The organism is Caulobacter endophyticus (assembly GCF_029543245.1).
Taxonomy (GTDB): domain Bacteria; phylum Pseudomonadota; class Alphaproteobacteria; order Caulobacterales; family Caulobacteraceae; genus Caulobacter; species Caulobacter endophyticus_A.
The window spans coordinates 345,614-370,559 of sequence record NZ_JARQWV010000001.1; the positions used below are offsets into that span (position 1 = coordinate 345,614).

The following is a 24,946-nucleotide window of genomic DNA, read 5'->3' on the forward strand; positions in this document are numbered from 1 at the left end:
GACGGACGGACGCTGAGCATGCCCATCAAGATTCCCGACAACCTGCCGGCCCGCGCCTCGCTGGAAGCCGAAGGCCTGTCGCTGATGGCCGACACCGAAGCCGCCCGCCAGGACATCCGGCCGCTGCGCATCGGCCTGCTGAACCTGATGCCCGACAAGCCCACCACCGAGCGGCAGTTCGCCCGCCTGCTGGGGGCCAGCCCGCTGCAGATCGAGCTGTCGCTGATCCAGTTGTCCAGCCACTCGCCCAAGACCACCCCGGCCGAGCACATGCTCGCCTTCTACCGCCCCTGGGAAGAGGTGCGCCGTCAGCGCTTCGACGGGCTGATCGTCACCGGCGCGCCCGTCGAGACCCTGCCCTTCGAGGAGGTCGGCTACTGGGACGAGCTGTCTCGCATCTTCGACTGGAGCGAAACCCACGTACATGCGGGCTTGGCGGTCTGCTGGGGCGCCCAGGCCGGTGTGCGGCACTTCCACGGCGTGCCCAAGCACGTGCTGGCCGACAAGCGCTCGGGCGTGTTCGCCCACGCCAACATGGCGCCGGCCTCGCCCTATCTGCGCGGCCTAGCCGACGAGATCGACATTCCGGTGTCGCGCTGGACCGAGGTGCGCCCCGAGGACCTACCCGCCGACGGCAGCCTGCGGGTGCTGCTCGATTCGGAGGAATCGGGGCTGTGCCTGCTGGAGGACGCCCGTCGCCGCTGGCTCTACATGTTCAATCACCCCGAGTACGAGACCGGCACCCTGGCGGCGGAATACGCCCGCGACCGGCTGGTCGATCCGTCGACGCCGCCGCCCGCGCACTACTTCCCCGGCGACGACCCGTCGCGCGCGCCGCGCAACCGCTGGCGCAGCCACGCCCACCTGCTGATCGGCAACTGGCTGAATGAGGTCTACCAGACCACCCCGTTCGAACTGGAAGCGATCGGGGCTTAGACCAAGAAAAACCTCTCCTTATGCGAGAGGTTTCTGGCGAGCCTCCCATAATCTCTTGAGCACGGTCGGCGCCAGCCCCGGCAGATCCTCGGCGATCAGCCCAGGGCCGTGCATCGTCGCGCACTCGGCATGGATCCAGGCGCCCGCGCAGGCGGCGTCGAAACTGTCCATTCCCTGCGCCGCCAGGCCCGCGATGAAGCCCGCCAGCACATCGCCCGAGCCCGCGGTGGCCAGCCAGGGCGAGCCGTTGAGATTGACCGCCGTGCGGCCGTCCGGCGCGGCGATCACCGTATCGGGGCCCTTCAGCAGCACGATCGCCCCAGCCCGGCGCGCAGCCTCGCGAGCGGCGGCGAAGCGTTCGGGCGAGGCTTTCAGCAGCCCCGGGAACAGCCGCTCGAACTCGCCGGCGTGCGGGGTCAGCACGTCGTCGCGGTCGAGGCGGGCGAAGAGTTCGTCCGGGGCATGGGCGAAGCTGGTCAGGGCGTCGGCGTCGACCACCAGGGCCGCCCCTGTGCCGGCCAGAGCGGTCAGGTTGCGCGCCGTCGCCTCGCCCACCCCGGCGGCCGGGCCGATTACGGCTGCGGCGGCGCGATCAGCCAGTCCGACCAAATCCGCGTCGGTCTCGAAGGGCGCGAGCATGACGGCCTCGAGATGGGCCGCGTTGACCGCCAGGGCGCCCGGCGGCGACAGCAGCGTCACGACGCCGGCCCCGATCCGCAGGCCCGCCCGGGCCGACAGCCGCGCGGCGCCCGTGCTCCAGGCCTCGCCGCTGACCACCACCAGGCGGCCCCGTGCATGCTTGTGGGCGTCGTTCGAAGGCCACGGAAACCGGACGCCCCACAGGCCAGGATCGTTTTCGACCAGATCGCCCGCGCCAGTCTCGGAAAGGCCGATGTCGACGACCTCGACCTCGCCGCAGGCCGCCCGCCCCTGCGCCAGCACGTGAGCCGGCTTGCTGCGATGGAAGGTGACGGTGAGCGCAGCCGTGAACGCCGCGCCGCCGAGCGACACGCCCGTGTCGCCATGGATCCCGCTGGGCGTGTCGATGGCGATGATGCGGGATGAAAGACCCCGCGCCGCCCGCGCCAGTTCGTCGACCTCGCCCTCCAGCGGACGCGACAGTCCGGCGCCGAACAGGGCGTCGACATAGAGCTCGCCCGGCGAGACGGCCGGGTTCAGCGGATGGACCTCGCCGCGCCAGCGATCGGCCGCCCAGCCGCACGAAGGCGAGGCCGGCGGCGCCAGCGCCTCGACCCGCACGGGCCAGCCACGACGCTTGAGATGGCTGGCGATGACATAGCCGTCGCCGCCGTTGTCACCCGGGCCGCACCAGATCACCACCGGGCGGCGCGACCAGCGCGCGCGGATCACCTCGGCCGCGCCCTTGCCGGCCCGCTCCATCAGCGTGGTCGCCGGCGTTCCCGCCGCCACCGCCGCCGCGTCGGCCGCCTTCATCTCCGCGACGGTCATGATCTGGCGGGGCGACATGCGGCTCGGCTCCATCAAAGAACGCCGGTGGAGGCTTCCTTGCCCTTCTCGACCAGCCGCAGGCGATTGTCGACGACTTCGAAGACGGTGACGCTGGTGTGGTCGGGCCGGAACGCCATGACCGCACGCGCGCCCTGCGCCGCCGCCACAGCGGCGTTCAGCGCCACGAAATGGCTGAAGACGGCGCATCCCTCGTATCGCGCCAGAGCGCCAGCCACTTCCGCCGTCCAGGCCAGGTAGTCGCGATCGCCCTCGATATCGGCCCAATCCCCGGCGAAGGCCTGCTTCAACCAGGCGGGACGATCTTCGGGCGCCAGAGCCGCGGGCGTCGGGATCTCGCCGACGGCCGGCTCGATCTCGACCGGAACGCCCAGGAGCACAGCCAGCGGCGCGGCGGTCTCTCGACAGCGGCGCAGGGGCGAAGAGATCACCCGGGCCGGGCGCTCGCCCGCCGGCAGATGCGCCAGTACGGCGGCGACCGCCCTCGCCTGCTCCCGCCCTGTCTCGTCGAGCCCCGGATCGTCGTCGTGACCGCCCCAGGTCGCCGCCGGCTTGCCGTGGCGAATGACGTGGACGCGCCCCATCAGGCCGGGTCCGGCGTGAAGAGGTTGCGCACGCCGTCGGGATGAGGCCCCACCACGCCGGCGCGTCCGACGCCCTCGCGGACCTCCAGGTCGGCCAGGGTCGCCGGATCCTCGGGCGTATTGGCCACGAACCGCGCCCCCTCGGCTGTACGCCCGATGACGATGCCCATCCGTGGCCCTTGGCGAGCGTGGACGACGGTATAGGTCTCGATCGTCGCCGGGCCTTGCGGCGCCTCGGCGATCGGCGGATGCGGCAGGGCGTCGATCTCGGCCTGGATCACCGCCGGATCCTCGCGCCGCCACTCGCCCTCGACCGGCCGCGTGGAATAGACGCCGACCGACTGCTTGGTCAGGAACCAGCCGTTGGCGGTCGACAGGCCGTAGGCGCCGGGCCGCGCCCGCAGGCGCTCGACCAGGCGCGCGACGGCGTGAAGGCTGTAGTTGTTTCCCGGCCCGCCGAAATACGGCAGGCCGCCGGTGACGGTCAGACCGCGCGGATCGTCCAGCGCCAGGCCCAGCTCCTCGGCCGCCACCTGAACCGCCGACGGGAAGCACGAATAGAGGTCGATCAGGTCGAGGTCGGACAGCGCGATCCCAGCCATGTCCAGGGCGCGCCTGCCGGTCAGGCGGATGGCCGGGCTGGAGTGGAAATCCTGGCGCTGCAGCGGGTACCAGAGGTCGGCGGCGTCGGCGCAGCCGTGCAGGAACACCCAGCGGTCCTGCGGAACGCCCAGCTCACGCGCCATGCCGACGCTGGCGACCAGGACTGCGGCAGACTGATCCACCTCCATGATGGCGTTGAGGTACTTGGGATAGGGATAGCCGACCATGCGATTGCGCTCGGTCACGGTCACGAGCTCCTCGGCCGAGCGCTCGACCGGGAACCACGCCTCGGGATCGGCGGCGGCGACCCTGGTGAACGGCGAGAACAGTGCGCCCAGCCTAGCCTGATGGTCGGCGAGGCTGCGGCCGTCGCGGGCCCGCAGGGCGTTCTCGAACAGCGGGTAGGTATTGACCGGATAGCCCAGGCCGTGGGCGGCCTCCTGCTTCGTCACGCCGGGCCGCGGATCGCCGATGCGGGCAGGCTTGCTGTCGATGTCGTCGGCCCAGCCGTCGAAGCCCAGACCGTTCTTCATCCGCTTCATCAGCGAGCCCAGGAACTCCGCGCCCGTGACCAGCCCGAGCCGCGACTCGCCGCGGGCGATACGCTCGGCCAGGACGTTGATCGCCTGCTGAGGACTGTTCCCCCCGGTCTCGGTATAGACCGACCAGTCGGGACGGGCCTCCAGCGCCCGCGCCAGGCTGGCCGGCGGATCCGACAGGCGGGGAAGCGGCAGTTTCGAAAGACCGCCCGGGGCATCGATGCTGAACGCTACGACCGCAAGAGCGTCCAAACGCGCAAGAACCGTCCCCTCCAGCCCCGCGTCGGCGACAGCCCGTTTCGCCGCAATCTTCAGCAATTCCAGCGGCGAGGGTGAATTTTCAGCGGGACCTCGAAACGTGAACTGGCCCACGCCGATCAAAACCGGCGTCTCGTCACGCATGTTCACCCCCATTCAAACGATCGTTTTCGCAATCCTAGGCAGGTATCGAGGCGCGACAAGGCCGTTTCCGGCCACAATTCCGAAATGCATGCTTTTCAATCAAACGTCGCTCAAGATTTGCTCATATGCCTGAATGAGCGACCGAACCGCGACAATCGCTGGAACCTCGGCTTGTGACGTTCCGGGCGGCGTGATCCTTGCCGCTCAAAGTCAGAGGCCATGCGCCGTCGGGCGCGGAAGAGACCGATGAAAAAGATCGAAGCCGTCATCAAGCCGTTCAAGCTGGATGAGGTCAAAGAGGCGCTCCAGGATATGGGCGTCCAAGGGATGACCGTTCTGGAAGCCAAGGGCTACGGGCGCCAAAAGGGCCACACCGAGCTCTATCGCGGCGCCGAGTACGTCGTAGACTTCCTGCCCAAGATCAAGCTGGAGGTCGTCGTCGAGGACAGCCAGCTCGACGCCGCCCTCGAGGCGATCACCAACGCCGCCCGCACGGGCCGCATCGGCGACGGCAAGATCTTCGTCTCGGAGATCACCGAAGTCATCCGCATCCGGACCGGCGAAACCGGCCCGTCCGCCGTCTAGCCCACGGCCTCCCTCCTTACGACTTTCTCGCTCAAAGGGGATATCAATGAGCACCGCCAAGGAAATCCTGGACCTGATCAAGGAAAAGGACGTGAAGTACGTCGACGTCCGCTTCACGGACGTTCGCGGCAAGCTGCAGCACGTCACCTTCGACATCGACCTGGTCGACGACGAGTTCCTGAACGACGGCACCATGTTCGACGGCTCGTCGATCGCCGGCTGGAAGGCCATCAACGAGTCGGACATGAAGCTGCGTCCGGACCTGACCTCGGCCATCATCGACCCGTTCTACCAGCAGACCACCCTGGCGCTGTTCTGCGACGTCGTGAACCCGGACGACGGCACCCCCTACAACCGTGACCCGCGCTCGATCGCCAAGGCCGCGCTGAACTACGTGAAGTCGGCGGGCGTGGGCGACACCGTCTACTTCGGCCCGGAAGCCGAATTCTTCATCTTCGACGACGTGCGCTGGTCGACCGCTCCGCACGACACCGGCTACTCGTACGACTCGACCGAACTGCCGGTGAACTCGTCCAAGGCCTATCCGGAAGGCAACATGGGCCACCGCCCGGGCCCCAAGGGCGGCTACTTCCCGGTGAACCCGGTCGACTCGGCCCAGGACCTGCGCGGCGAAATGCTGGCCGTCATGGGCGAGCTCGGCATGAAGCCGGAAAAGCACCACCACGAAGTGGCGCCGGCCCAGCACGAACTCGGCCTGAAGTTCGACACCATGGTCACCATGGCCGACCGCATGCAGCTCTATAAGTACGTGATCCACAACGTGGCCCACGCTTATGGCAAGACCGCCACCTTCATGGCCAAGCCGATGTTCGGCGACAACGGCTCGGGCATGCACGTGCACCAGTCGATCTGGCAGGACGGCAAGCCGCTGTTCGCCGGCGACAAGTACGCCGGCCTGAGCCAAGAATGCCTGTGGTACATCGGCGGCATCATCAAGCACGCCAAGGCCATCAACGCCTTCTCGAACTCGACCACCAACAGCTACAAGCGTCTGGTGCCCGGCTATGAAGCCCCGGTGAAGCTGGCCTACAGCTCGCGCAACCGCTCGGCCTCGATCCGCATCCCGCACGTCGACAGCCCGAAGGCCAAGCGCATCGAAGCCCGCTTCCCGGACCCGATGGGCAACCCCTACCTGACCTTCGTCGCCCTGCTGATGGCCGGCCTGGACGGCATCATCAACAAGATCGACCCGGGCGCGGCCGCCGACAAGAACCTCTACGACCTGCCGCCCCGCGAGCAGAAGAAGATCCCGGAAGTCTGCGGCTCGCTGCGTGAAGCCCTGGAAAGCCTGGACAAGGACCGCGCCTTCCTGAAGGCCGGCGGCGTCATGGACGACGACTTCATCGACAGCTACATCGAGCTGAAGATGGAAGAAGTGATGCGTCTGCAACTGCACCCGCACCCCGTCGAATTCGAGATGTACTACAAGTGCTAAGCCGAAAGGCCTGAGCACTTTGGGATCGGCCCGGGGCGCAAGCTCCGGGCCTTTTCTTTTGGAAGGACGCCGATGATCCGCACAAGCTGCCACTGCGGCGCCGTGGGCTTCGAGATCGACACCGCGCCGGCGGAAGTGACCGAGTGCAACTGTTCGATCTGCCGTCGCTACGGGGTGCTATGGGCCTACTACCCGCTGGCCGCCGTGCGCCGCGTCGAGGGCGGACCGGCCGACATCTACGAGTGGGACGACCGCTCGATCGCCTTCCATCGCTGCCGCACCTGCGGCTGCGTCACCCACTGGAGCGCCAACGACCCCAGCCGCGACAAGATCGGGATCAACGCCCGGCTGATGGATCTGGACGTGCTGGCGCAGGCCCGAGTGCGCCACCTGGATGGAGCGGTGACGGAACAGTATGTGGACTGAGGAGCGCCTGGCTCCCCAGTCCGGTTGTTCAGATCAGGCGTCGGCCAGATCAGGCGTCGGCTTGAGCAATGCCGTCGCGGAACTCATCGGCGGGAACGAACGAAGCGCCCTCTTCGTCCAGCACCCACGCGCCCCTGAAGGCGGCATGGGCCGGGTCGAGATCCTCGTCGAGCAGATCGCCCTCGTAGAGGCCCACATTGGTGTAGTCGAAATCCAGCGACAGCTGGCTGGCGAGATCGAGCATCTCGTCCGCCATGCGGCGGGCGTAACCCAGGGCTTCGCTCTCGTTGGAGAAGTCGTCCGTCAGGGTGTTCACCTCCGCTGAATCGCTGCCTTGGGTCGCGCTGGTGGTGACGATGGTGAAGGCCGGCATTGGTCATCTCTCGAAGGTGTTGAGCCCCACACCTAATCCCATTCGCCAGGAAGAGCGGCCATATTTTGAAAGATCTTCGACCTTAAGCGCCCCCGCGGGCGTCCTTCCTGGCGGTGCGATAGCTCTTCTGGGCCTTGCCGAGACGGCGACGTTCCGCGTCCTTGAACGCCCGGGCCGCCTTGTCCTCGACCGCGGCCAGTTCCTGGGCCAGCTTGCGGAAGTGCTCCCAGCGCCTGGGGTCCAGATCGCCGCTCGATATGGCGCCCTGCACCGCGCAGCCCGGCTCGTTGGCGTGGCTGCAGTCACCGAACTTGCAGGTTTCCGCCAGGCGTTCGATGTCGTCGAACACCTGGTTCACGCCCTCGTCGGCTTCCACCAGCCCCACCTCGCGGACACCGGGCGTGTCGATGATCAGTCCGCCGCCGGGCAGCAGCGCCAGCTCGCGGTGGCTGGTCGTATGGCGGCCTCGGTCATCGGCCTCGCGGATGGCCTGGGTAGCCATGCGTTGTTCGCCCAGGAGCGTATTGACCAGGGTGGATTTGCCAACGCCGGACGAGCCGAGCAGGACGCAGGTCTCGCCCGGCGCCAGGTGGGCCAGCAGGGCGTCCAGGCCCCGCCCCTCGCGCGCCGACACGATGACGACGGGGCAACCGCCGGCCAGGGCCTCGACCTCGGCGGCGAGAGACGCCGCCTCGGCGCAGACGTCCGACTTGGTCAGCACGACCACGGGGCGGGCGCCGCTCTGCCAGGCAGCCGCCAGATAGCGCTCGATACGGCGCGGATTGAGGTCGCCGTTCATCGAGGTGACGATGAACGCCAGGTCGACATTGGCGGCGACCACCTGCGGGGTCTGCACGCTGTCGGCGGCCCGGCGAACCAGGGCTGTGCGGCGTGGCAGCACGGCCTGGATGGTTCCGGTGCGTTCGGCCAAGTTGATCGACAGCGCCACCCAGTCGCCGACCGCCGGATGGCCGGCCTCCTGGGCTTCGTGACGCAGGCGCCCGGAAAGCTTGGCCCGCACCTCGCCATTGGCGGTGATCACCAGATAGCCGTTCCGCTGCTGGACGGCGACGCGACCCGCCGCATGACCCGCGCGCTCATGAGGCTTGAAAGCCTCCGCCAGCAGATCAGACCATCCGTATTGCTCGATCAAGTTGGGCTTCCATGCGCCGACGTATGCATCGCCGCTCCGCCTAGCAGCAAAACGACACGCGCCGAAAGACCGATCGCGACAGGTCCGAGAGTACGGCCGTTTCTGCTGGCGGCCTACAGCCCCACCCCGCCCACCGGCGTCGTCTCGAACCGGTGGCCGAAGCCGGCGATGATCGGCCTCGCCTTGGCGATAGCCGCCTGCACCGACGGCAGCTTCAGCGACGCGGTGTGGCTTTCCTTGCCGGTCCAGACCTCGGTGATCCAGATCGCGTCGGCGTCGGCCGGGTCAAGCGCCAGGATGTAGGACAGGCAGCCGGGCATGGCGCCGGTTCCCTCCTTCAAGATCGCGACCAGATCGTCACGCTTGCCGGGAGCGGCCTTCATCTGGCCGATCAGTCCGTACATCGTCTTTTCCCCTGCCACACCAAGCGACGGCGTCATCGCCGCAGCCGCGCCGCCGATCATCACCAATCGGCGGTCCATTCCTGTCAGCATGTCGCTCATTCGGCCTTGCACTCGCCCTCGTGGGCGACGCTGACGCCCTGGCCCGCCGCGCTGCAGGCGTTGCCGTAGGTCTTGCCGTCGCAGCCGCAGACAGGGCGGTAGTCCATGGTGCAGACCTGCGGACGCTTGCGGCAGATCCCCGAGGCGTCGGCCACGGTCTTGCAGGCGCCGGCCGGCATCACGCAGGACAGGCCCTCGCCGCACTGGAAGCCGGCGATCCCGCCGCACATGCCGCCTTCGGCCACGGGCGCGCGCGACATCGGCGGAGGCGAACCCGTAGAAGGACCGGCGGGCTGGCCCGCGCAGGCGCTGATCAGAAGAGCGGCCGCCAGGCCGAGCCAGGGACGCAGGCGCATCGTGTTCCTCCCAAGCGGATTCGACCGCAGGTCGCGATCCTCGCACGAAGCACGCGCGACAGACAAACGCCGCGATCGGGGAAAAATGGGGCGCCGTGCTGCTTGATCAGGGGTCTGAATTGGTCTGTCCTCGCGGCCTCTTCGAGAGTCGGGGAAAATTGATGACACGATGGGGTACGACGGCCGCGGCCGTCAGTCTGCTCGCGCTGGGCCTTTCGGCCTGCGCCACGACCGGAACCACGGCCAAGCCGCAAGCGTCCGCCAAGCCGGCCGAAAAGGCCGAAGCCAAGCCGCTGCCCAAGGGCCTCGATGGCGAGGCCTCGTCGGGCTTCCCCTCGACCTACGCGCCCCTGCCCTCGCGCCCGACGGCCTTCGTCGGCGCCACGGTGCTGACCGCGACCGGCCAGCAGATCGAGAATGGCGTGGTGGTCGTGCAGGACGGCAAGATCCTCGCCGTCGGCGGCCCCGAGACCGCCATCCCGGCCGGCGTCACCACCATCGACGCCAAGGGCAAGTGGATTACCCCCGGCATCATCGACTCCCACAGCCACCTGGGCGTCTACCCCTCGCCCGGCGTGTCGGCCAAGTCGGACGGCAACGAAGCCACCGACCCCAACACCGCCCAGGTGTGGTCCGAGCACTCGGTGTGGCCGCAGGACCCGGGCTTCAACCGCGCCCGCGCCGGCGGCGTGACCACCCTGCAGATCCTCCCCGGCTCGGCCAACCTCTTTGGCGGTCGCTCGGTGACGCTGAAGAACGTGCCCTCGACCACCATGCAGGGCATGAAGTTCCCGGGCGCGCCCTACGGGCTGAAGATGGCCTGCGGCGAGAACCCCAAGCGCGTCTATGGCTCCAAGAACCGTTCGCCCTCGACAGCGATGGGCAACGTCTTCGGCTATCGCAAGGCCTGGATCGACGCGGCCGACTACGCCCGCAAGTGGGACGACTACCGCACCAAGAAGGAAAAGGGCGAGAAGGCCGACGCGCCCAAGCGCGACCTGCAGCTCGAAACCCTGGCCGGCGTGCTCAAGGGCGAAATCCTGGTCCAGAACCACTGCTATCGCGGCGACGAGATGGCCGTGATGATCGATGTGGCCAAGGAGTTCGGCTACAAGATCACCATGTTCCACCACGCGGTGGAGAGCTACAAGGTCGCCCCGCTTCTGGCCAAGGAAGGCATCTGCTCGGCCACCTGGGCCTCGTGGACCGGCTTCAAGATGGAAAGCCTGGACGGCATCGACTCCAACGCCGCCATCGTCTGGAAGGCCGGCGCCTGCGTGGTCATCCACTCCGACGACCCGATCATGACCCAGCGCCTCAACCAGGAGGCCGCCATCGCCATGACCGCGGGCAACAAGATCGGTTACGGCATCACCCGCGCCGAGGCCATCAAGTGGATCACGGCCAATCCGGCGAAAGCCATGGGCATCGCCGACAAGACCGGCAGCCTGGAAGTGGGCAAGGCCGGCGACGTCGTGGTCTGGAGCAGCGATCCGTTCAGCGTCTACGCCAAGGCCGAGCAGGTCTATATCGACGGCGCCCTGACCTACGACCGCAACGACAAGCGCTATCAGCCCAAGTCCGACTTCGAGCTTGGCCAGTCCGGCCAGGGAGCGTTCAACTGATGATCCGTTCCATTCTCTTCGCCGGCGCCGCCCTGTGCGCCGTCGCGGCCGGTTCCGCCTCGGCCCAGACCTTCGCCATCGTCAACGCCCGCATCGAGCCGGTGTCGAGCGCGGCGATCCCGTCGGGGACCATCCTCGTCCAGAACGGCAAGATTGCCGCCGTCGGCGCCAATGTCGCCGTCCCCGCCGGCGTGACGACCATCGACGCCAAGGGCGGGGTCGTGACGCCTGGCCTGGTGGCGCCGTCGTCCAACATCAGCGCCTCGGAGATCGGCGGCGTGCGCGAGACGCGCGACGACGGCACGGGCAACGCCCTGTCGGCCGGCTTCGACATTGCCTACGGCGTCAATCCGGCCTCGCCGATGATAGGCCTGGCCCGCGACGGCGGGGTCACCGCCTCGGCCGTGACCCCCATCTTGTCTGGTGTCGGCGGCGGCAGCCACGAACACGCCGATGACGGCGTGGTCGAGGAAATGACCGCAGGCAAAGACGGCGGCGGCGATCCTCCGCTGTTCGGCGGCCAGGCCGCGTTCGTGCGCCTGAAGGCCGGCGAGGCCGACATCGTCTCGAAGTCCAAGACCGCCGTGACCCTGTCGCTGGGCGAAGCCGGGGCCCGCGCGGCTGGCGGCTCGCGCGGCGCCTCGATCGTGCTGATCAAGTCGGCCCTGCAGGACGCCCGGGCGTTCGCCAGGAACCGCGCCGCCTTCGAACAGGGCGCCACGCGCGACTACGGCCTCTCGCGCCTCGATCTGGAGGCCCTGGTCCCGGTCGTGCAGGGCAAGACCCCGCTGCTGATCCGCGCCCACCGCGCCTCGGACATCCGCCTGGCGCTCAAGCTGGCGGCCGAGGAGAAGGTCAGGATCGTGCTGGAAGGCGCCGAGGAAGGCTGGCTGGTGGCCGGCGAGATCGCCAAGGCCGGCGTGCCGGTGATCGTCGACACCCAGGCCGACCTGCCCGACAGCTTCGAAACCCTGGGCTCGCGCCTCGACAACGCCGCTCGCCTGAACGCGGCCGGCGTGACGGTGGCGATCAACGGCGCGCGGGACTTCAACAACCTGCGCCAGGAACGCCTGAACGCGGGCCTGGCCGTCGCCAACGGCCTGCCCTACCCGGCCGCCCTGGCGGCGATCACCCTGACCCCGGCCAAGATCTGGGGCATGGCCGACCAGATCGGCTCGCTGGATGTCGGCAAGACCGCCGACCTCGTGCTGTGGACCGGCGATCCGCTGGAAACCACCACCTGGGCCGACAAGGTGTTCATCGGCGGCGTCGAGCAGCCGGCCGACAGCCGCCAGAGCCAGCTGCGCGACCGCTATGCGGCGGGCGACAACGGCCTGCCCCCGGCCTACCGATAAGACGACCAGACGGCCCGCCTCCCACCAGGGGCGGGCCGTCGCTTTTCGAGGGAAGCGATGCAGGCCGCCAACGTCTTCATCCGCCCCTATCGGACCGACGATGCGCCCCACATGGCGCGGCTCTACTACGACGCCGTCCATGGGCTTGGCCGACGCGCGTACTCCGCAGCCCAGATATCTGCCTGGGCGCCGGCGCCGCTACAGCCGATCGACGTGCTGAACCGCGCCGCCGACGGCCGCATGACCTTCGTCGCCGCCGACACCAGCGACCAGGCCGTGGGCTATGTCGACCTGGAGGCCGACGGCCATGTCGACCACCTCTATTGCCATCCCGATTTCGCCGGCCAGGGCGTGGCTTCCCGCCTGCTAGAGACGGTGATACAGCGCGCCGAAGAACAAGGCCTCGCCGTCCTATATGTCGAGGCCAGCGAGCTGGCCCGGCCGGTGTTCGAGCGCCACGGCTTCACCGTGACCGCGCGGCGCGACTTCGAGGTGCGGGGCGGCCTGATCCACAACTACGCCATGCGGCGCGAACTGACCTGAGCCATGCCCGTCTTCGTTCACCTGACCTCGCACGACAACCTGCCCGCCATCCGCCGCGTCGGCATCGCCCCGGCGAAGTGGAGCAAGCGAGTCTTCGCCATGCCGGTGACCCGCAACTTCCAGATCTCACACCAGTGGCTGCGCGAACTGCGGCGGGGCCAGAGCGGCACGATGCTCGCCGTCTACTTCCGGGTTCCCGACGACGAGCCCGTCGAGATCGGCCACTACAGCTCGCCGCACCGATCGGTCACGGCGGCGGAGGCCGTGGCCATCATGATGTCGGTCGAGGCGGCGGATCCGGTCGCCGCCCTCGCGACGGACAAGGCGGACAAGAACCGCAAGGATATCCAAGCCGGCCGGCGCCTGCCCACCTCGCCGCAGGGTTATCAGGTCCTGCTTGGCCGTCGCATCCAGCCTTCGGAGATCCTGCGGGTAAAGGTTCCTCCGCAAGTCGTGGGCTGGCGCTACCAGCCCGGCTCGAACGGCATGCCGCCCTGCCGCTGCGTCTGCTGCACCAAGGGAACCTGGGGCATGGGCAAGCTGCTGCGGGCGGTCGAGGAGGCCGAGGCCGCCGATCGCCCCACCAAGATCATCATGGGCGGTCGCGAGGACAGCTCCTACGAGCGCGTGGAACGGCTGCGGGCGCGACTGGCGAAGGGCTGAGCCCGCTTGCCCTTCTAGACCTAGGTCTAGCCGCCCCCTCCCCATGCCTTCGCGCGGCAAACCCATGGATGGCTACCTCGCCGGCGGCTGCGCGCCGAAAGTCCTGACGTCGCCCGGCGGTCGCATTCGGCGCCGCGGGCAAGCTTTCGACGTAGAGGACATGGCGATGTCGGACATCATCATCACGGAAAAGCAACTGTCGGCTTCGGCCTATACGGCGACCATCAACGCGCCGATCGAGACGATCGACATCGCCGACTGGCTGTTCACCCTGCCCGAGGCCGAATACCAGCGCTGCTGCGCGCCCGACCACATCTCGGCCGGCGCCACCTTCACCGACGACGGTCGGCGCATGTCGATCAATGTCGAGATGATCGGCCAGACCCTGATGGTCCAGCACTATGTGGCCGAGATCGCCACCCCGACCCTGTGCAGGATGGTGTCGACCTCGGACGCCTTCACGCCCAATGGCCGCACGCGGGTTCAGGTGATCTGGACCCTGAGCGCCCGGAAGATCGACGAGGCGACCTGCGAATACACCAACAGCGTGGTCGCCCACCCCACCCAGGAATTCCTCGACTTCATCGACAAGCACGGCATGCCGTTCGAGGACGCCGCCGACGCCCGCCAGCGCGACGGCGGCGACCACAACAGCCGCGAAACCCCGCTGTTCGCCGCCAGCATCGAGCGCCGCGCCCTGGCCCGCAAAGCGGCCAAGGCGGTTTGAGGCAGGAACGCTCGGCCCCGCTGCTGAGCGGGACCGAGCAACCGCTTCCTGGCCCGCTGCGTCAGGTCGCCCAGGTGATCTTCACGATCGAGGGCCGGTCGCTGTTGTAGGAGACCGTGTGCTGTTCGCGGCGGCTGGAGGTGATGGCCAGCTTGTAGGTGTCGCCGGTCTGGTCGGTGAAGGCCAGGTTGATGCTGCCCGAGAAGATCCCCGACGGTCCCTGGGCGTCGACCTGCACCTGGTAGCTGTAGATGCCGGCGTTGGACACCAGGCGAATGCCGTAGACCTTGCCCTCGCTGTTGCCGATGATGCACGAGCTGAGGTCGGTATTGTTGTTGATCGAGACGGCCGAGCCGACCGGCAGCAGCCCGTTGGCCGTGCCGCTGGTGTCGCCGCAGTCGGTGGTGGTGAATTCGGCGGTGCCCGCCTGCGCAGTCGCAGTCGTCATGACGCTTCTCCCTCTTCCGATGGGCCGGCCGCCGCTCGGGCCGGTGGAAGGGAGCATCTGCTCAACCCATGGGGACATCAACGAAAATACACGTGAAAATTGTCACATTCGTGCATACACACTGAAGCTGCAAACCAATCCCCAAGCAGCGCTTTCCTTGGGGGCGAGCTCGGGTCATACGGGGCGAGACACCCGAATCGCCGCAAAATCATCCGATGTCTTCCAAAGACCCCAACTCGCTGTTCTCGCTGTTCGACGACGACGCCCTGGCGCCGCCGAGCGCTCCGCCCCTGCCCGCCCGCGAACCGCATCCGCAGCCCAAGCCGCAGCCGCCGCCTCCCCCGCCTCCGGGCAAGGTCGAGGCCGCTCCGGCCGCTGCCCCCTCGTCGGGCGGCTACGACGCCAGCTCGATCGAGGTGCTGGAAGGCCTGGAGCCCGTGCGCATGCGTCCGGGCATGTACATCGGCGGCACCGACGAGCGGGCCCTGCACCACCTGTTCGCCGAAGTGCTCGACAACTCGATGGACGAAGCCGTGGCCGGTTTCGCCAAATCGATCGAGGTCAAGCTCGACGCCGACGGCTACCTGTCGGTCAAGGACGACGGCCGCGGCATGCCCGTGGACCCGCACCCCAAGCATCCGGGCAAGTCGGCGCTGGAAGTGATCATGACCGTCCTGCACGCGGGCGGTAAGTTCAGCGGCAAGGCCTACGAGACCTCGGGCGGCCTGCACGGCGTGGGCGCCAGCGTGGTCAACGCCCTGTCGGAACTGGTCGAGGTGACGGTCTGGCGCGACGGTTTCGAGCACCGCCAGAGCTTCGCGCGCGGCAAGCCGCTGGGCCCGGTCGAGAAGATCCAGCCCAGCCGCAAGCGCGGCACCATGGTGCGCTTCAAGCCCGACGACCAGATCTTCGGCGAGGGCTGCGCCTTCAAGCCGGCGCGCCTGTACCGCATGGCCCGCTCCAAGGCCTATCTGTTCCGCGGCGTGCAGATCAAATGGTCCTGCGCCCAGGAGCGCATCCACGACCAGACGCCCGCCGAGGCGGTGTTTCACTTCCCCAACGGCCTGGCCGACTTCCTGGCCGAGCGCACCAAGGGCCTGGAGACGGTCACCCCGACCAGCTTCGCCGGCCGCATCGAGCGCGAGGGCGAGGCCGGCGCGGTCGAATGGGCCGTCACCTGGACGCCGCGGGGCTTCGGCGAGCACGACGGCTTCATGCAGTCGTACTGCAACACCGTGCCGACCCCCGAGGGCGGAACGCACGAAAGCGGCTTCCGCGCCGCCCTGACGCGCGGCCTCAAGGCCTATGCCGACCTCAAGGGCGAGAAGCGCGGCACGATCATCACCGCTGACGACGTGGTGGCCCAGGCCGGCGCGCTGATCTCGGTGTTCATCAAGAACCCCGAGTTCCAGGGCCAGACCAAGGAAAAGCTGTCGACGACCGAGGCCCAGCGCTTCGTCGAAAACGCCCTGCGCGACCCGTTCGACCACTGGCTGACCGGCAGCCCCAAGGCGGCCCAGGCCTTGCTCGAGTTCGTCATCGAGCGCGCCGAGGAACGCCTCAAGCGCCGCAAGGACAAGGAAGTCTCCCGCGCCTCGGCGACCCGCAAGCTGCGCCTGCCCGGCAAGCTGGCCGACTGCGCCGGCGGCGCGGTCGACGGCGCCGAACTCTTCATCGTCGAAGGCGACTCGGCCGGCGGCTCGGCCAAGCAGGCCCGCAACCGCAAGAACCAGGCGATCCTGCCCCTGCGCGGCAAGATCCTGAACGTGGCCTCGGCCTCGGGCGAGAAGTTCACCGCCAACAAGGAGCTGTCGGACCTGATGCTGGCCCTGGGGGCCCAGGGCGGCAACAAGTACCGTGAGGAAGATCTGCGCTACGAGCGGATCATCATCATGACCGACGCCGACGTCGACGGCGCCCACATCGCCTCGCTGCTGATCACCTTCTTCTACCGCACCATGCCGGACCTGATCCGCGCCGGCCGCCTGTACCTCGCTTTGCCCCCGCTCTATCGCCTGAGCCACGGCGGCAAGACCGAGTACGCCCGCGACGACGCCCACAAGGACGAGCTCTTGGCCACCATGTTCAAGGGCAAGAAGCCCGAGATCGGCCGGTTCAAGGGTCTGGGCGAGATGATGGCCTCGCAGTTGAAGGAAACCACCATGGACCCGGCGGTCCGCACCCTGGCGCGCGTGACCCTGCCGCGCCACGAGGAGACCGTCGAGGACCTGGTCGAGACCCTGATGGGCCGCAAGCCCGAGCTGCGCTTCAAGTTCATCCAGGACAACGCGGCCTTCGCGGCGGACGACCTGGATCTGTGATCACAAGAACCTCCCCCTGTGGGGGAGGTGATCGCGAAGCGATCGGTGGGGGCATGGCTGCTGGATCGGCCCGCTCAGCATAAGCTGAAAACGCCCCCCACCGGCCTTCGGCCGCCTCCCCCACAGGGGGAGGTTCCTTTTTAGCCGATCAGCGCCCTTGCCGCGGCTCGCGCGGCCTCGGTGACTTCCGCGCCCGACAGCATGCGTGCGATCTCTTCCTCACGCTCGGCCGGCGACAGCGGCTCGACCCTGGTGCGGATCGAGGTGTCGTCGCCGGACTTCGAGATCCGCCAGTGGGCGTCGCCGCGCGCCGCCACCTGGGCCGAGTGGGTCACCACCAGCACCTGGGCGTTGGCGGCCAGACGCTTCAGGCGCAGGCCGACGGCGTCGGCCACCGCCCCGCCGACGCCCTGGTCGACCTCGTCGAAGATCATCAGAGGCTGCGGCCCCCCGCCCTTCCCCGCCAGCGCAGCCTTCAGCGCCAGGGCGAAGCGGGCAAGCTCGCCGCCGGAAGCGATTGCCTCCATCGGGCCGAACGGCGCGCCGGGGTTGGTCGAGATCTCGAAGGCGATGCGGTCCAGGCCCGAGGGGCCGGCCTTGTCCTCGTCCAGCGGCTCCAGCGCGACGCGGAACCTGGCCTTCTCCAGCTTCAGCGGGCCAAGCTCGGCCTCGACGGCCTGAGCCAGGCGGTCGCCGGCGGCGCGGCGCTCGGTCGACAAGGCCTGGGCGGCGTAGAGATAGGCCTCGCGGGCCTCGGCCGCCTGGGCTTCGGCGGAGACCAGGGCCTCGGCCGAAGTCTCGACGGCCTGCAGGCGAGCGGCGAAGTCGGCGCGGACGGCCGGCAGATCTTCGACCAGCACGTTCAACTTGCGGGCCATGCCGCGCAGGGCGAACAGCCGCTCCTCAGCCTTCTCCAGCCGGTCAGGCTCGAACTCGAAGCTGTCGGCGGCCGCGTCGATGGCCGCGCCGGCCTCCTGGGCCTCCACCAGCGCCCGGTCGACGGCCTCGCAGGCCGCGGCCAGGCGGGTCATGGCCGGGCCGTCGGCGGGCGCGCCGGCGTTGGCGGCCCGGTCACGGGCCCGTTCCAGGGCGCGGAAAGCCTGGGCCAGCTTGCCAGACAGGTTGTCGCCGCCCAGGGCGTCCTGGGCCGAGGCGATGTCGGCCAGGGCCTTCTCGGCCGAGCCCAGCAGGGCCCGCTCGTCGGCCAGGGCCGCCTCCTCGCCCTCGCGCGGGTCGAGGCGGTCGAGTTCGGAGAGGCGAAGGGTCAGTTCCTCGGTCTCGGCCGCGGCGCGGTCGGACAGGGCCTTCAGCTCTGCGGCGGCCTCGCGCGCCGCCCGCCAGCCGCTCCAGGCGGAGGCGACGGCGCCGACGCTGACCTGGCCGTAGGCGTCCAGCAGGGTGCGGTGTGTACGCGGATCCAGCAGACCGACCGTCTCGTGCTGGCCGTGCACCTCGAGCAGCAGCGCGCCGAGATCCTTGAGCACGCCGACGCTGGTGGCCTGGTCGTTGACGAAAGCCCGCGAGCGGCCGTCGGGCGACAGCTGGCGGCGCAGGACGAGATCCTCGTCGCGGGCGTAGTCCAGGCCCTTGTCGTCCAGATAGGCGAAGGCGGGATGATCGGGAGCCAGGGCGAAGATGGCGGTGGCGCTGGCCTGGCCGGCCGCCCCGCGACGCACCAGGCCGGCGTCAGCCCGGGCGCCGGTAGCCAGGCCCAGGGCGTCGAGAATGATCGACTTGCCCGCCCCGGTCTCGCCGGTCAGCGCGGTCAGGCCGGGCCCGATGGCCAGGTCGAGGCTCTCAATGAGCACCACGTCGCGGATGGAGAGACCGATCAGCATGGCCGGGAGGATCACCGGGAATCGGGCTTTTTCAAAGAGGAAGCGGCAGCCGATTGAGAACAAAAGAAAAACGGGCCGTTTTGCAACGGCCCGCCCATCTCTTGCTTCCGGCTTACATGCCGAGAATGCCCATCACGCCGCCCTTTTTCTTCTTCTCGCCGGGCGGGGCCAGGGTGGTGCTCTTGTCGCGGTTCAGGGTGCGATCGATCAGGTTGCGCTTGTTGCCTGCCTTCAGCGGCTCGACGGCCGGCTTCAGGCCCGCGTCGTTCAGCAGCTTGTAGGCGTCGGCGTACCAGCGGTCGCCCGGGAAGTTGTAGCCCAGCACCGCGCCGTTGCGCTTGGCTTCCTCGGTCAGGCCCAGGGTCATGTAGGCCTCGACCAGGCGGTAGAGCGCCTCGGGCGTGTGCGAGGTGGTCTGGTGACGGTCGACGACGGTCTTGAAGCGGCCGATGGCCGCCAGGGTCTTGCCGTCGCGCAGGTACCAGCGACCGATAGCCAACTCCTTGCCGGCCAGCTGGTCGTTGACCATGTCGATCTTCAGGCGGGCGTCCTGGGCGTACTCGCTGTTGGGGTAGCGCTGGACGACGTCGCGCAAGGCCGCCAGGGCCTGCTCGGTGGCGGCCTGGTCGCGGTACACGTCGACGATCTGCTCGAAATAGCAGATGGCCTTCAGGTAGTAGGCGTACGAGGCCGAGGGGTTGCCCGGATAGAGCGAGATGAACCGGTCGGCGTCGCCGATGGCGTCCGCGTAGGCGTTGGCCTGGTAGTGGGCGTAGCCGGTCATCAGGATCGAGCGGCGCGACCATTCCGAATAGGGGTGCTGGCGCTCGACTTCGCGGAAGTAGTCGACGGCCTCGTTCCAGTTGCCGCGGTCCAGGCGGTTGGCGCCCGTGGAATACAGCAGCTCGACCGGACGCTCCTCATAGGCCAGCGTCGGCTTCTTGGGCTTGCCCGCGCAGGCGGTCACCGACAGGGCGGCGAGCACGGCCACGATGGAAACGGCCGAACGTCCCGAGATTTTGCGAAGCACGGACTCTCTCACCCTCGAAGCAACCTTGCGCGCCCCCGCGCCGAACCAAGGCTTCTACACCACGTCGATGCGGGCGCAAACGAAAGCCGAGCGGCGGGAGCGATCCCCCGTTTTTGATCAAACCGCCTCAGCCAGCTCCGGCGCATAGGCGCGCCAGCGCCAAGCGCGCGGTTGCTCCATCAACGCACGAACAGCGGCGTTATTGAGGCCGTGTCCGGCGAGAATTCCTTCGAACCTGCCAAGGATCGGAGCGCCGACGACATAAAGGTCGCCGACGGCGTCCAGGGCCTTGTGGCGCACGAATTCGTCCGAGCGGCGCAGGCCTTCGGGATTGAGCACGCGGTCGCCGTCGATGACCACGGCGTTCTCCATCGAGCCGCCGCGGGCCAGGCCGATGTCGCGCAGGGCCTCGACCTCGCGCAGGAAGCCGAAGGTGCGGCAGTTCGACAGCTCTTCGCGGAAGCTTTCCTCGTCGATCACCAGGTCGACTCGCTGACGACCGATGGCCTTGCTGGCGAAGGCGATCTCGAACGCCACCTCGAAGGATTCGGCCGGGGTCAGCGTGGCGCGCTTATCGCCCTCGACCACTTCGATCGGCGACAGAATCTCGATGTAGCGGCGGGCGGCTTCCTGGCGACGGCGGCCGGCGCGGTCGAGGATCTGCACGAAGGGCTCGGACGAGCCGTCCATGATCGGCACTTCCGGACCGTCCAGCTCGACGACGCAGTTGTCGACCGACAGGGCGGCCAGGGCGGCCATCAGGTGCTCGATGGTCGAGACGCGCACGTCGGCGGCGTTGGCGATGACCGTGCCCAGCTGGGTCTGCACGACCGCGTCGCCACGAACCGGCACGCGGTTGTCGCGATCCTGGACGTCGGTGCGCACGAAGACGATCCCGCTGTCGGGAGCGGCGGGGCGCACGGCGACGCGCACGTGCGCCCCCGTGTGCAGGCCGATCCCTGCGAAGATCACCGGTCCTGCGACCGTGTGCTGATGATAAGGCGAAACCGACACGAGAAACCTTTGTAAACTTGGGAGCGGCTCTGCGGCCGCCTATTCGTCCCCATTTACCGTCTACGAGCTTTGCCGCGACGCAGCAACGCAAGTCCTGTTTCGGATTGTTACCTTCATAAGTCGTTGTCCGATATGGCATTTTCGTCACGCCAAAGGCCAATTTTCGCCACCTTCGCTAACGGCGTTGCAGCATGGAGCAAAGCTTGCCCTTCGGGCTGGCCTCGCCGGCACGGCGCCGCTAGGCTCGCGCCGTTTTTGGCAACCTTGCCGCCTGGACCACGACTTCCATGACCAAGACCTTGCGCCTCGCCGCCTCCGCCCTCGCCCTATCGCTGGCAGCCTTCGCGATCGTTCCGGCCGCACATGCGGAAGGCCGCGGTTTCACCGCCAAGGACATGGTCACGCTCGACCGCGTCAGCGAACCGAAGGTGTCGCCGGACGGTCGCCAGGTGATCTACCTGGTGCGGACGATGGACCTGCCGGCCAACAAGGCCTCGTTCTCGCTGTGGGTCGCCGACCTGAAGGCCAAGATCGCTCCGCGCCGCCTGGCGGTGTCTGACGGCGGCGTCTCCAGCGCCCGCTGGTCGGCCGACGGCAAGAGCATCTACTTCCTGTCGGGCCGCGCCGGCTCCGACCAGGTGTTCCGCACGGACGTGACGGGCGAGACCGCCGTTCAGGTGACCAAGGCCCCGTTCGACGTCGGCGCCTTCAAGGTGTCGGCCGACGGCAAGACCGTGGTGGTCAGCCAGGCCGTCTTCCCCGACTGCCCCACCCTCGCCTGCACCCAGGAGCGCCTGGACCAGAAGAAGGCCCAAAAGACGACCGGCGTCGTCTACGACAAGCTGTTCATCCGCCACTGGGACACCTGGAACGACGGCACGAAGAACCATCTCTACGCCTACGGCCTGGACGCTTCGGGCGTGGCGGCGGGCGAGCCTGTGGCCCTGATGGCCGGCTTCGACGGTGATGCCCCGACCAAGCCGTTCGGCGGCGACGAGGACTTCACCATCAGCCCCGACGGCAAGACCGTGGTGTTCTCGGCCAAGATCGCCGGCCGCGACGAGCCCTGGCAGACCAACTACGACCTGTGGTCGGTTCCGGTCGACGGCTCGGCCAAGCCGGCCAACCTGACGGAAGACAACAAGGCCTGGGACGCCCAGCCGACCTTCTCGCCGGACGGCAAGGTCCAGGCGTGGCTGGCCATGAAACGCCCGGGCTTCGAGGCCGACCGCTTCGGCGTCATGGTCCGCGAGAACGGCAAGGTGCGTGAAGTGGCCCCGGCCTGGGACCACTCGGCCCAGTCGATCACCTTCAGCGCCGACGGCAAGACCATCTACACGACCGCCGAGGACGTGGGTCAGACCAAGCTCTTCGCCATCGACGTCAAGAGCGGCAAGGCCACGGCCCTGACCGGCGAAGGCCATGTGGGCGCGTTCAGCGCGGCCGGCGGCTCGACCGTGATCGCACAGGACAACCTCAAGACCCCCGCCCAGCTCTACGCCCTGGCCCCGAAAGGCGCGCCGATCCAGCTGACCGGCCTCAACGCCGACAAGCTGCAAGGCATCGCCATGGGCGAGGCCGAGCAGTTCAGCTTCAAGGGCTGGAACGACGAGACCGTGCACGGCTATCTCGTCAAGCCGGCTAACTTCGATCCCGCCAAGAAGTATCCGGTGGCCTTCCTGATCCACGGCGGCCCGCAGGGCTCGTTCGGCAACCTCTTCCACTACCGCTGGAACGCCCAGACCTATGCCGGCGCCGGCTACGCCGTGGTGATGATCGATTTCCACGGCTCGACCGGCTACGGCCAGGCCTTTACCGACGCCATCAGCCAGCACTGGGGCGACCGCCCCCTGGAAGACCTGCAGAAGGGCTGGGCCTTCGCGACCCAGAAGTACGGCTTCCTCGATCAGGACCGCGCCTGCGCCCTGGGCGGCTCGTACGGCGGCTTCATGATCAACTGGATCGCCAGCCAGTGGAAACAGCCGTGGAAGTGCCTGGTGAACCACGACGGCATCTTCGACAGCCGCTTCATGGGCTACTCGACCGAAGAGCTGTGGTTCAGCGAGTGGGAGAACGGCGGCGCGCCCTGGCAGCCGAACACCACCTACTCGAAGTTCAACCCGGCCGACCACGTGGGCGAATGGAGCGTGCCGACCCTGGTCGTCCAGGGCCAGAACGACTTCCGCGTGCCGCTCGAGGAGGGCATCGCCACCTTCACCGCCCTGCAGCGCAAGGGCGTGCCGAGCAAGTTCCTGTACTTCCCCAACGAGAACCACTGGGTGCTGAAGGCCCAGAACTCGGTCCAGTGGCACGACGAGGTGCTGGGCTGGCTGAACCAGTGGACGGGTAAGTAAGCTGCTGCAGACAAGCTCCTCCCTCGCGTAGCAGGGGAGGTGGCGCGCTGCGGATACGCAGCGTGACGGAGGGGGCGAGTGACGGAGCGCCGTGCGCGCCGCCGCCCCCTCCACCGCTTCGCGGTCCCCCTCCCCCGTTTCACGGGGGAGGAGTTTCAGATCAGATGCGGCCCGTCGCGACCGACCAGGTCAGGCGGGCCTTTTTTTCGAGCTCGCTCATCTCGCCGCCCTTGGCCTGACGCGTCGCCAGAGCGGCGGGCGCGACGGCCGGAAAGGCCGCGATCGGCAGGGCCTTGAGTTCGGCGGCGGCCGCCTTGCGCTGCTGGGCCACGCGGGTCTCGACGTCGGCGGCTGTCCAGGCCAGCGGCAAACGCGAACGGCCCGCCAGCTTCAGTCGCCACAGCCCCGCCAACCCGTAGGCGCGCGCGGCCGCGCGCACGGCCGAGGCGTCGGCCGCAGGATCGAGACGTCGGGCGATCAGGGTCGCCAGCGCCCCGGCAGTGGCGTCCAGATAGGCCAGCACGGCGGCTTCGTCGGCGAACGGCGGCTCTTCCAGGTCGGCCAGGCGGGCCTCGGCCATCGCCGCCAGCGCCAGGGGATCCGCGCCCGAGGCGGCCAGGGCCTCGACGGCCGGGTGCTTGCGCGGAGCCTTGCCGGCGGCCAGCTCCTCCATCGCCTCGCGCCACCAGGTCAGGCGGATCTCGCCCATCAGCGCGCTGGTGACGCCGCCCGCCACGCGGGCCAGTTCGTAGTTGAAGGCGACCAGGGCGACGACGTCGGTCCGCGCCCCAAGGTCGGAGACGAAGCGGCTGGCCAACCAGCGATCGTTGTCCATGCGCCGGACCAGATCGTCGAGGCCGGAATCGTAGGGGTTTTCGGGGGCGGCGGACATGGCGCGGCTTATGCCCCCCTCTTGCCTCAAGCTCAAAGAAAAAGGCCCGCCGTTTCCCGCGGGCCCCTCGTTCTTCGATCGGCGTCGGCTCAGCCGAACAACGTCTGGTACATGGTCATGGTCACCAGCATCGGGATGCTGAGCAGCATGTTGATGCGCGAGAACAGCATGGCGGTCGTGGCCGCCTTGGCCTTGGTCGCGTCATCGGCCGGCACGAGGCCCAGGGCCCGCTTCTGGTTCGGCCAGATCAGGCCCCAGACGTTGAAGAACATCACCGTGGCCAGCCACATGCCCATGCCGATGAAGGTGAAGCCCATGTCGACGCCGCGCTGATAGCCCTGCCAGGCGCCCAGCGTGATAGCCTCCATCAGGTAGCCGCGGTTGAAGGCGACGACCATGCCCATGATCCAGGTGGCCAGGGCCGACCAGCGGAACCAGAACAGCGCCTCGGGGGCGATGTACTTGCTGACCGCCGGCTTCAGCTCGGCCGGAATGGTCGGCATCACCCGCATCTGCACGAAGTTGAAGTAGTAGAGCAGCCCGATCCACAGGATGCCGAACAGCACGTGCAGCCAGCGGAACACCGCCTGCCAGTAGGCGCCGTGGAAGCCGTTGGGGCTGTGCCCGAAACCGAACACCATCACCATGGCCAGCACGAAGCTGACGATGATGGTGCTGCGGAAGTTGGTGAGAATCCCAGTCAATTCAGCCCCCTGAGCCGTGTCTTGGCGC

The 24,946-nt window shown here is 68.3% G+C and carries 24 protein-coding genes; 11 read left to right on the forward strand and 13 right to left on the reverse strand.

The features are described 5' to 3' along the window. The first annotated feature begins 18 nt into the window (after positions 1-18). Positions 19-936, forward strand: coding sequence for a homoserine O-succinyltransferase (locus P7A99_RS01460; RefSeq protein ID WP_277792174.1), 918 nt, complete (start codon positions 19-21; stop codon positions 934-936). A gap of 18 nt (positions 937-954) precedes the next feature. Here P7A99_RS01460 and P7A99_RS01465 read toward each other — a convergent pair whose 3' ends face one another. Genes P7A99_RS01465 through P7A99_RS01475 form a run of 3 tightly spaced genes read right to left on the reverse strand, consistent with a single transcriptional unit; the run spans position 955 to position 4,564 of the window. Then, complete coding sequence (locus tag P7A99_RS01465) at positions 955-2,424, reverse strand: NAD(P)H-hydrate dehydratase (protein WP_277792175.1); 1,470 nt, start codon at positions 2,422-2,424, stop codon at positions 955-957. Positions 2,425-2,438: 14 nt separating this feature from the next. Further along, positions 2,439-3,008 (reverse strand): histidine phosphatase family protein, encoded by a 570-nt coding sequence (locus tag P7A99_RS01470; protein ID WP_277792176.1) that lies wholly within the window; start codon positions 3,006-3,008, stop codon positions 2,439-2,441. Next, complete coding sequence (locus tag P7A99_RS01475) at positions 3,008-4,564, reverse strand: acetyl-CoA acetyltransferase (RefSeq protein ID WP_277792177.1); 1,557 nt, start codon at positions 4,562-4,564, stop codon at positions 3,008-3,010. Before P7A99_RS01475 ends, P7A99_RS01470 begins: the two co-directional genes overlap by 1 nt. Before the next feature lie 234 nt (positions 4,565-4,798). On the opposite strand from P7A99_RS01475, the gene P7A99_RS01480 reads away from it, so the two are divergent. The 3 genes from P7A99_RS01480 (at position 4,799) to P7A99_RS01490 (ending at position 7,019) form a co-directional block, all read left to right on the forward strand. After that, a complete protein-coding gene (locus P7A99_RS01480; protein ID WP_058350331.1) occupies positions 4,799-5,137 on the forward strand; it encodes a P-II family nitrogen regulator in 339 nt (112 codons plus the stop codon). A 46-nt stretch (positions 5,138-5,183) separates the two neighbouring features. Further along, a complete protein-coding gene (gene glnA / locus P7A99_RS01485; protein WP_277792178.1) occupies positions 5,184-6,593 on the forward strand; it encodes a type I glutamate--ammonia ligase in 1,410 nt (469 codons plus the stop codon). 72 nt (positions 6,594-6,665) lie between these two features. Continuing rightward, positions 6,666-7,019, forward strand: a complete 354-nt coding sequence (locus P7A99_RS01490; protein WP_277792179.1) for a GFA family protein — start codon at positions 6,666-6,668, stop codon at positions 7,017-7,019. A 49-nt stretch (positions 7,020-7,068) separates the two neighbouring features. On the opposite strand, the gene P7A99_RS01495 is transcribed toward P7A99_RS01490, so the two are convergent. The 4 genes from P7A99_RS01495 to P7A99_RS01510 all read right to left on the reverse strand — a co-directional run bounded on the left by P7A99_RS01495 (position 7,069) and on the right by P7A99_RS01510 (position 9,404). Beyond that, positions 7,069-7,392: a hypothetical protein gene (locus P7A99_RS01495; protein WP_277792180.1), complete on the reverse strand. Its 324-nt coding sequence runs from the start codon at positions 7,390-7,392 to the stop codon at positions 7,069-7,071. An 82-nt stretch (positions 7,393-7,474) separates the two neighbouring features. Beyond that, positions 7,475-8,545, reverse strand: a complete 1,071-nt coding sequence (gene rsgA / locus P7A99_RS01500) for a ribosome small subunit-dependent GTPase A (protein ID WP_277792181.1) — start codon at positions 8,543-8,545, stop codon at positions 7,475-7,477. 113 nt (positions 8,546-8,658) lie between these two features. Next, positions 8,659-9,039, reverse strand: a complete 381-nt coding sequence (locus P7A99_RS01505; protein WP_277792182.1) for a putative quinol monooxygenase — start codon at positions 9,037-9,039, stop codon at positions 8,659-8,661. A 5-nt stretch (positions 9,040-9,044) separates the two neighbouring features. Beyond that, positions 9,045-9,404 carry a Kazal-type serine protease inhibitor family protein gene (locus tag P7A99_RS01510; RefSeq protein ID WP_277792183.1) on the reverse strand — a complete coding sequence of 120 codons (360 nt, stop codon included), beginning with the start codon at positions 9,402-9,404 and terminating at the stop codon, positions 9,045-9,047. 161 nt (positions 9,405-9,565) lie between these two features. On the opposite strand from P7A99_RS01510, the gene P7A99_RS01515 reads away from it, so the two are divergent. The 5 genes from P7A99_RS01515 (at position 9,566) to P7A99_RS01535 (ending at position 14,317) form a co-directional block, all read left to right on the forward strand. Then, positions 9,566-11,029: an amidohydrolase gene (locus tag P7A99_RS01515; protein WP_277792184.1), complete on the forward strand. Its 1,464-nt coding sequence runs from the start codon at positions 9,566-9,568 to the stop codon at positions 11,027-11,029. Further along, positions 11,029-12,384, forward strand: a complete 1,356-nt coding sequence (locus P7A99_RS01520) for an amidohydrolase family protein (RefSeq protein WP_277792185.1) — start codon at positions 11,029-11,031, stop codon at positions 12,382-12,384. Before P7A99_RS01515 ends, P7A99_RS01520 begins: the two co-directional genes overlap by 1 nt. 57 nt (positions 12,385-12,441) lie before the next feature. Continuing rightward, positions 12,442-12,927, forward strand: a complete 486-nt coding sequence (locus P7A99_RS01525; protein WP_277792186.1) for a GNAT family N-acetyltransferase — start codon at positions 12,442-12,444, stop codon at positions 12,925-12,927. Positions 12,928-12,930: 3 nt separating this feature from the next. After that, positions 12,931-13,590: a hypothetical protein gene (locus P7A99_RS01530; RefSeq protein ID WP_277792187.1), complete on the forward strand. Its 660-nt coding sequence runs from the start codon at positions 12,931-12,933 to the stop codon at positions 13,588-13,590. A gap of 166 nt (positions 13,591-13,756) precedes the next feature. Continuing rightward, entirely contained in the window at positions 13,757-14,317 is a 561-nt protein-coding gene (locus P7A99_RS01535; protein ID WP_277792188.1) for a hypothetical protein, read from the forward strand. 61 nt (positions 14,318-14,378) lie between these two features. Here P7A99_RS01535 and P7A99_RS01540 read toward each other — a convergent pair whose 3' ends face one another. Next, positions 14,379-14,765 carry a hypothetical protein gene (locus P7A99_RS01540; RefSeq protein WP_277792189.1) on the reverse strand — a complete coding sequence of 129 codons (387 nt, stop codon included), beginning with the start codon at positions 14,763-14,765 and terminating at the stop codon, positions 14,379-14,381. 215 nt (positions 14,766-14,980) lie between these two features. Here P7A99_RS01540 and parE point away from each other — a divergent pair, with 215 nt between their 5' ends. Continuing rightward, complete coding sequence (gene parE / locus P7A99_RS01545; protein WP_277792190.1) at positions 14,981-17,086, forward strand: DNA topoisomerase IV subunit B; 2,106 nt, start codon at positions 14,981-14,983, stop codon at positions 17,084-17,086. Between the two features lie 140 nt (positions 17,087-17,226). Here the strand turns inward: parE and recN are convergent, their stop codons facing one another. The 3 genes from recN to lpxC all read right to left on the reverse strand — a co-directional run bounded on the left by recN (position 17,227) and on the right by lpxC (position 20,968). Next, positions 17,227-18,924: a DNA repair protein RecN gene (gene recN / locus P7A99_RS01550; RefSeq protein WP_277792285.1), complete on the reverse strand. Its 1,698-nt coding sequence runs from the start codon at positions 18,922-18,924 to the stop codon at positions 17,227-17,229. 112 nt (positions 18,925-19,036) lie between these two features. After that, on the reverse strand, positions 19,037-19,966 hold the full coding sequence (locus P7A99_RS01555) for an outer membrane protein assembly factor BamD (RefSeq protein ID WP_277792191.1): 930 nt from the start codon (positions 19,964-19,966) through the stop codon (positions 19,037-19,039). Between the two features lie 105 nt (positions 19,967-20,071). Then, positions 20,072-20,968 carry a UDP-3-O-acyl-N-acetylglucosamine deacetylase gene (gene lpxC, locus P7A99_RS01560; protein ID WP_277792192.1) on the reverse strand — a complete coding sequence of 299 codons (897 nt, stop codon included), beginning with the start codon at positions 20,966-20,968 and terminating at the stop codon, positions 20,072-20,074. A gap of 287 nt (positions 20,969-21,255) precedes the next feature. Here lpxC and P7A99_RS01565 point away from each other — a divergent pair, with 287 nt between their 5' ends. Further along, the gene (locus P7A99_RS01565) at positions 21,256-23,322 is read left to right on the forward strand and encodes an alpha/beta hydrolase family protein (protein ID WP_277792193.1); all 2,067 of its coding nucleotides are present in this window, start codon (positions 21,256-21,258) and stop codon (positions 23,320-23,322) included. 160 nt (positions 23,323-23,482) lie between these two features. Here P7A99_RS01565 and P7A99_RS01570 read toward each other — a convergent pair whose 3' ends face one another. Continuing rightward, the gene (locus tag P7A99_RS01570; RefSeq protein ID WP_277792194.1) at positions 23,483-24,214 is read right to left on the reverse strand and encodes a squalene/phytoene synthase family protein; all 732 of its coding nucleotides are present in this window, start codon (positions 24,212-24,214) and stop codon (positions 23,483-23,485) included. 89 nt (positions 24,215-24,303) lie between these two features. Continuing rightward, a complete protein-coding gene (locus P7A99_RS01575; protein ID WP_277792195.1) occupies positions 24,304-24,918 on the reverse strand; it encodes a urate hydroxylase PuuD in 615 nt (204 codons plus the stop codon). Positions 24,919-24,946 lie beyond the last annotated feature (28 nt).

Coding starts and splice junctions, on each gene's coding strand:
- glnA (WP_277792178.1), top strand. CDS start 5,184: ATGAGCACCGCCAAGGAAATCCTGGACCTGATCAAGGAAAAGGACGTG.
- P7A99_RS01465 (WP_277792175.1), bottom strand. CDS start 2,424: ATGTCGCCCCGCCAGATCATGACCGTCGCGGAGATGAAGGCGGCCGAC.
- P7A99_RS01540 (WP_277792189.1), bottom strand. CDS start 14,765: ATGACGACTGCGACTGCGCAGGCGGGCACCGCCGAATTCACCACCACC.
- P7A99_RS01460 (WP_277792174.1), top strand. CDS start 19: ATGCCCATCAAGATTCCCGACAACCTGCCGGCCCGCGCCTCGCTGGAA.
- P7A99_RS01510 (WP_277792183.1), bottom strand. CDS start 9,404: ATGCGCCTGCGTCCCTGGCTCGGCCTGGCGGCCGCTCTTCTGATCAGC.
- P7A99_RS01475 (WP_277792177.1), bottom strand. CDS start 4,564: ATGGGGGTGAACATGCGTGACGAGACGCCGGTTTTGATCGGCGTGGGC.
- P7A99_RS01470 (WP_277792176.1), bottom strand. CDS start 3,008: ATGGGGCGCGTCCACGTCATTCGCCACGGCAAGCCGGCGGCGACCTGG.
- P7A99_RS01505 (WP_277792182.1), bottom strand. CDS start 9,039: ATGCTGACAGGAATGGACCGCCGATTGGTGATGATCGGCGGCGCGGCT.
- recN (WP_277792285.1), bottom strand. CDS start 18,924: ATGCTGATCGGTCTCTCCATCCGCGACGTGGTGCTCATTGAGAGCCTC.
- P7A99_RS01565 (WP_277792193.1), top strand. CDS start 21,256: ATGACCAAGACCTTGCGCCTCGCCGCCTCCGCCCTCGCCCTATCGCTG.
- P7A99_RS01490 (WP_277792179.1), top strand. CDS start 6,666: ATGATCCGCACAAGCTGCCACTGCGGCGCCGTGGGCTTCGAGATCGAC.
- P7A99_RS01515 (WP_277792184.1), top strand. CDS start 9,566: ATGACACGATGGGGTACGACGGCCGCGGCCGTCAGTCTGCTCGCGCTG.
- P7A99_RS01495 (WP_277792180.1), bottom strand. CDS start 7,392: ATGCCGGCCTTCACCATCGTCACCACCAGCGCGACCCAAGGCAGCGAT.
- P7A99_RS01525 (WP_277792186.1), top strand. CDS start 12,442: ATGCAGGCCGCCAACGTCTTCATCCGCCCCTATCGGACCGACGATGCG.
- P7A99_RS01570 (WP_277792194.1), bottom strand. CDS start 24,214: ATGTCCGCCGCCCCCGAAAACCCCTACGATTCCGGCCTCGACGATCTG.
- P7A99_RS01530 (WP_277792187.1), top strand. CDS start 12,931: ATGCCCGTCTTCGTTCACCTGACCTCGCACGACAACCTGCCCGCCATC.
- parE (WP_277792190.1), top strand. CDS start 14,981: ATGTCTTCCAAAGACCCCAACTCGCTGTTCTCGCTGTTCGACGACGAC.
- P7A99_RS01535 (WP_277792188.1), top strand. CDS start 13,757: ATGTCGGACATCATCATCACGGAAAAGCAACTGTCGGCTTCGGCCTAT.
- P7A99_RS01480 (WP_058350331.1), top strand. CDS start 4,799: ATGAAAAAGATCGAAGCCGTCATCAAGCCGTTCAAGCTGGATGAGGTC.
- P7A99_RS01520 (WP_277792185.1), top strand. CDS start 11,029: ATGATCCGTTCCATTCTCTTCGCCGGCGCCGCCCTGTGCGCCGTCGCG.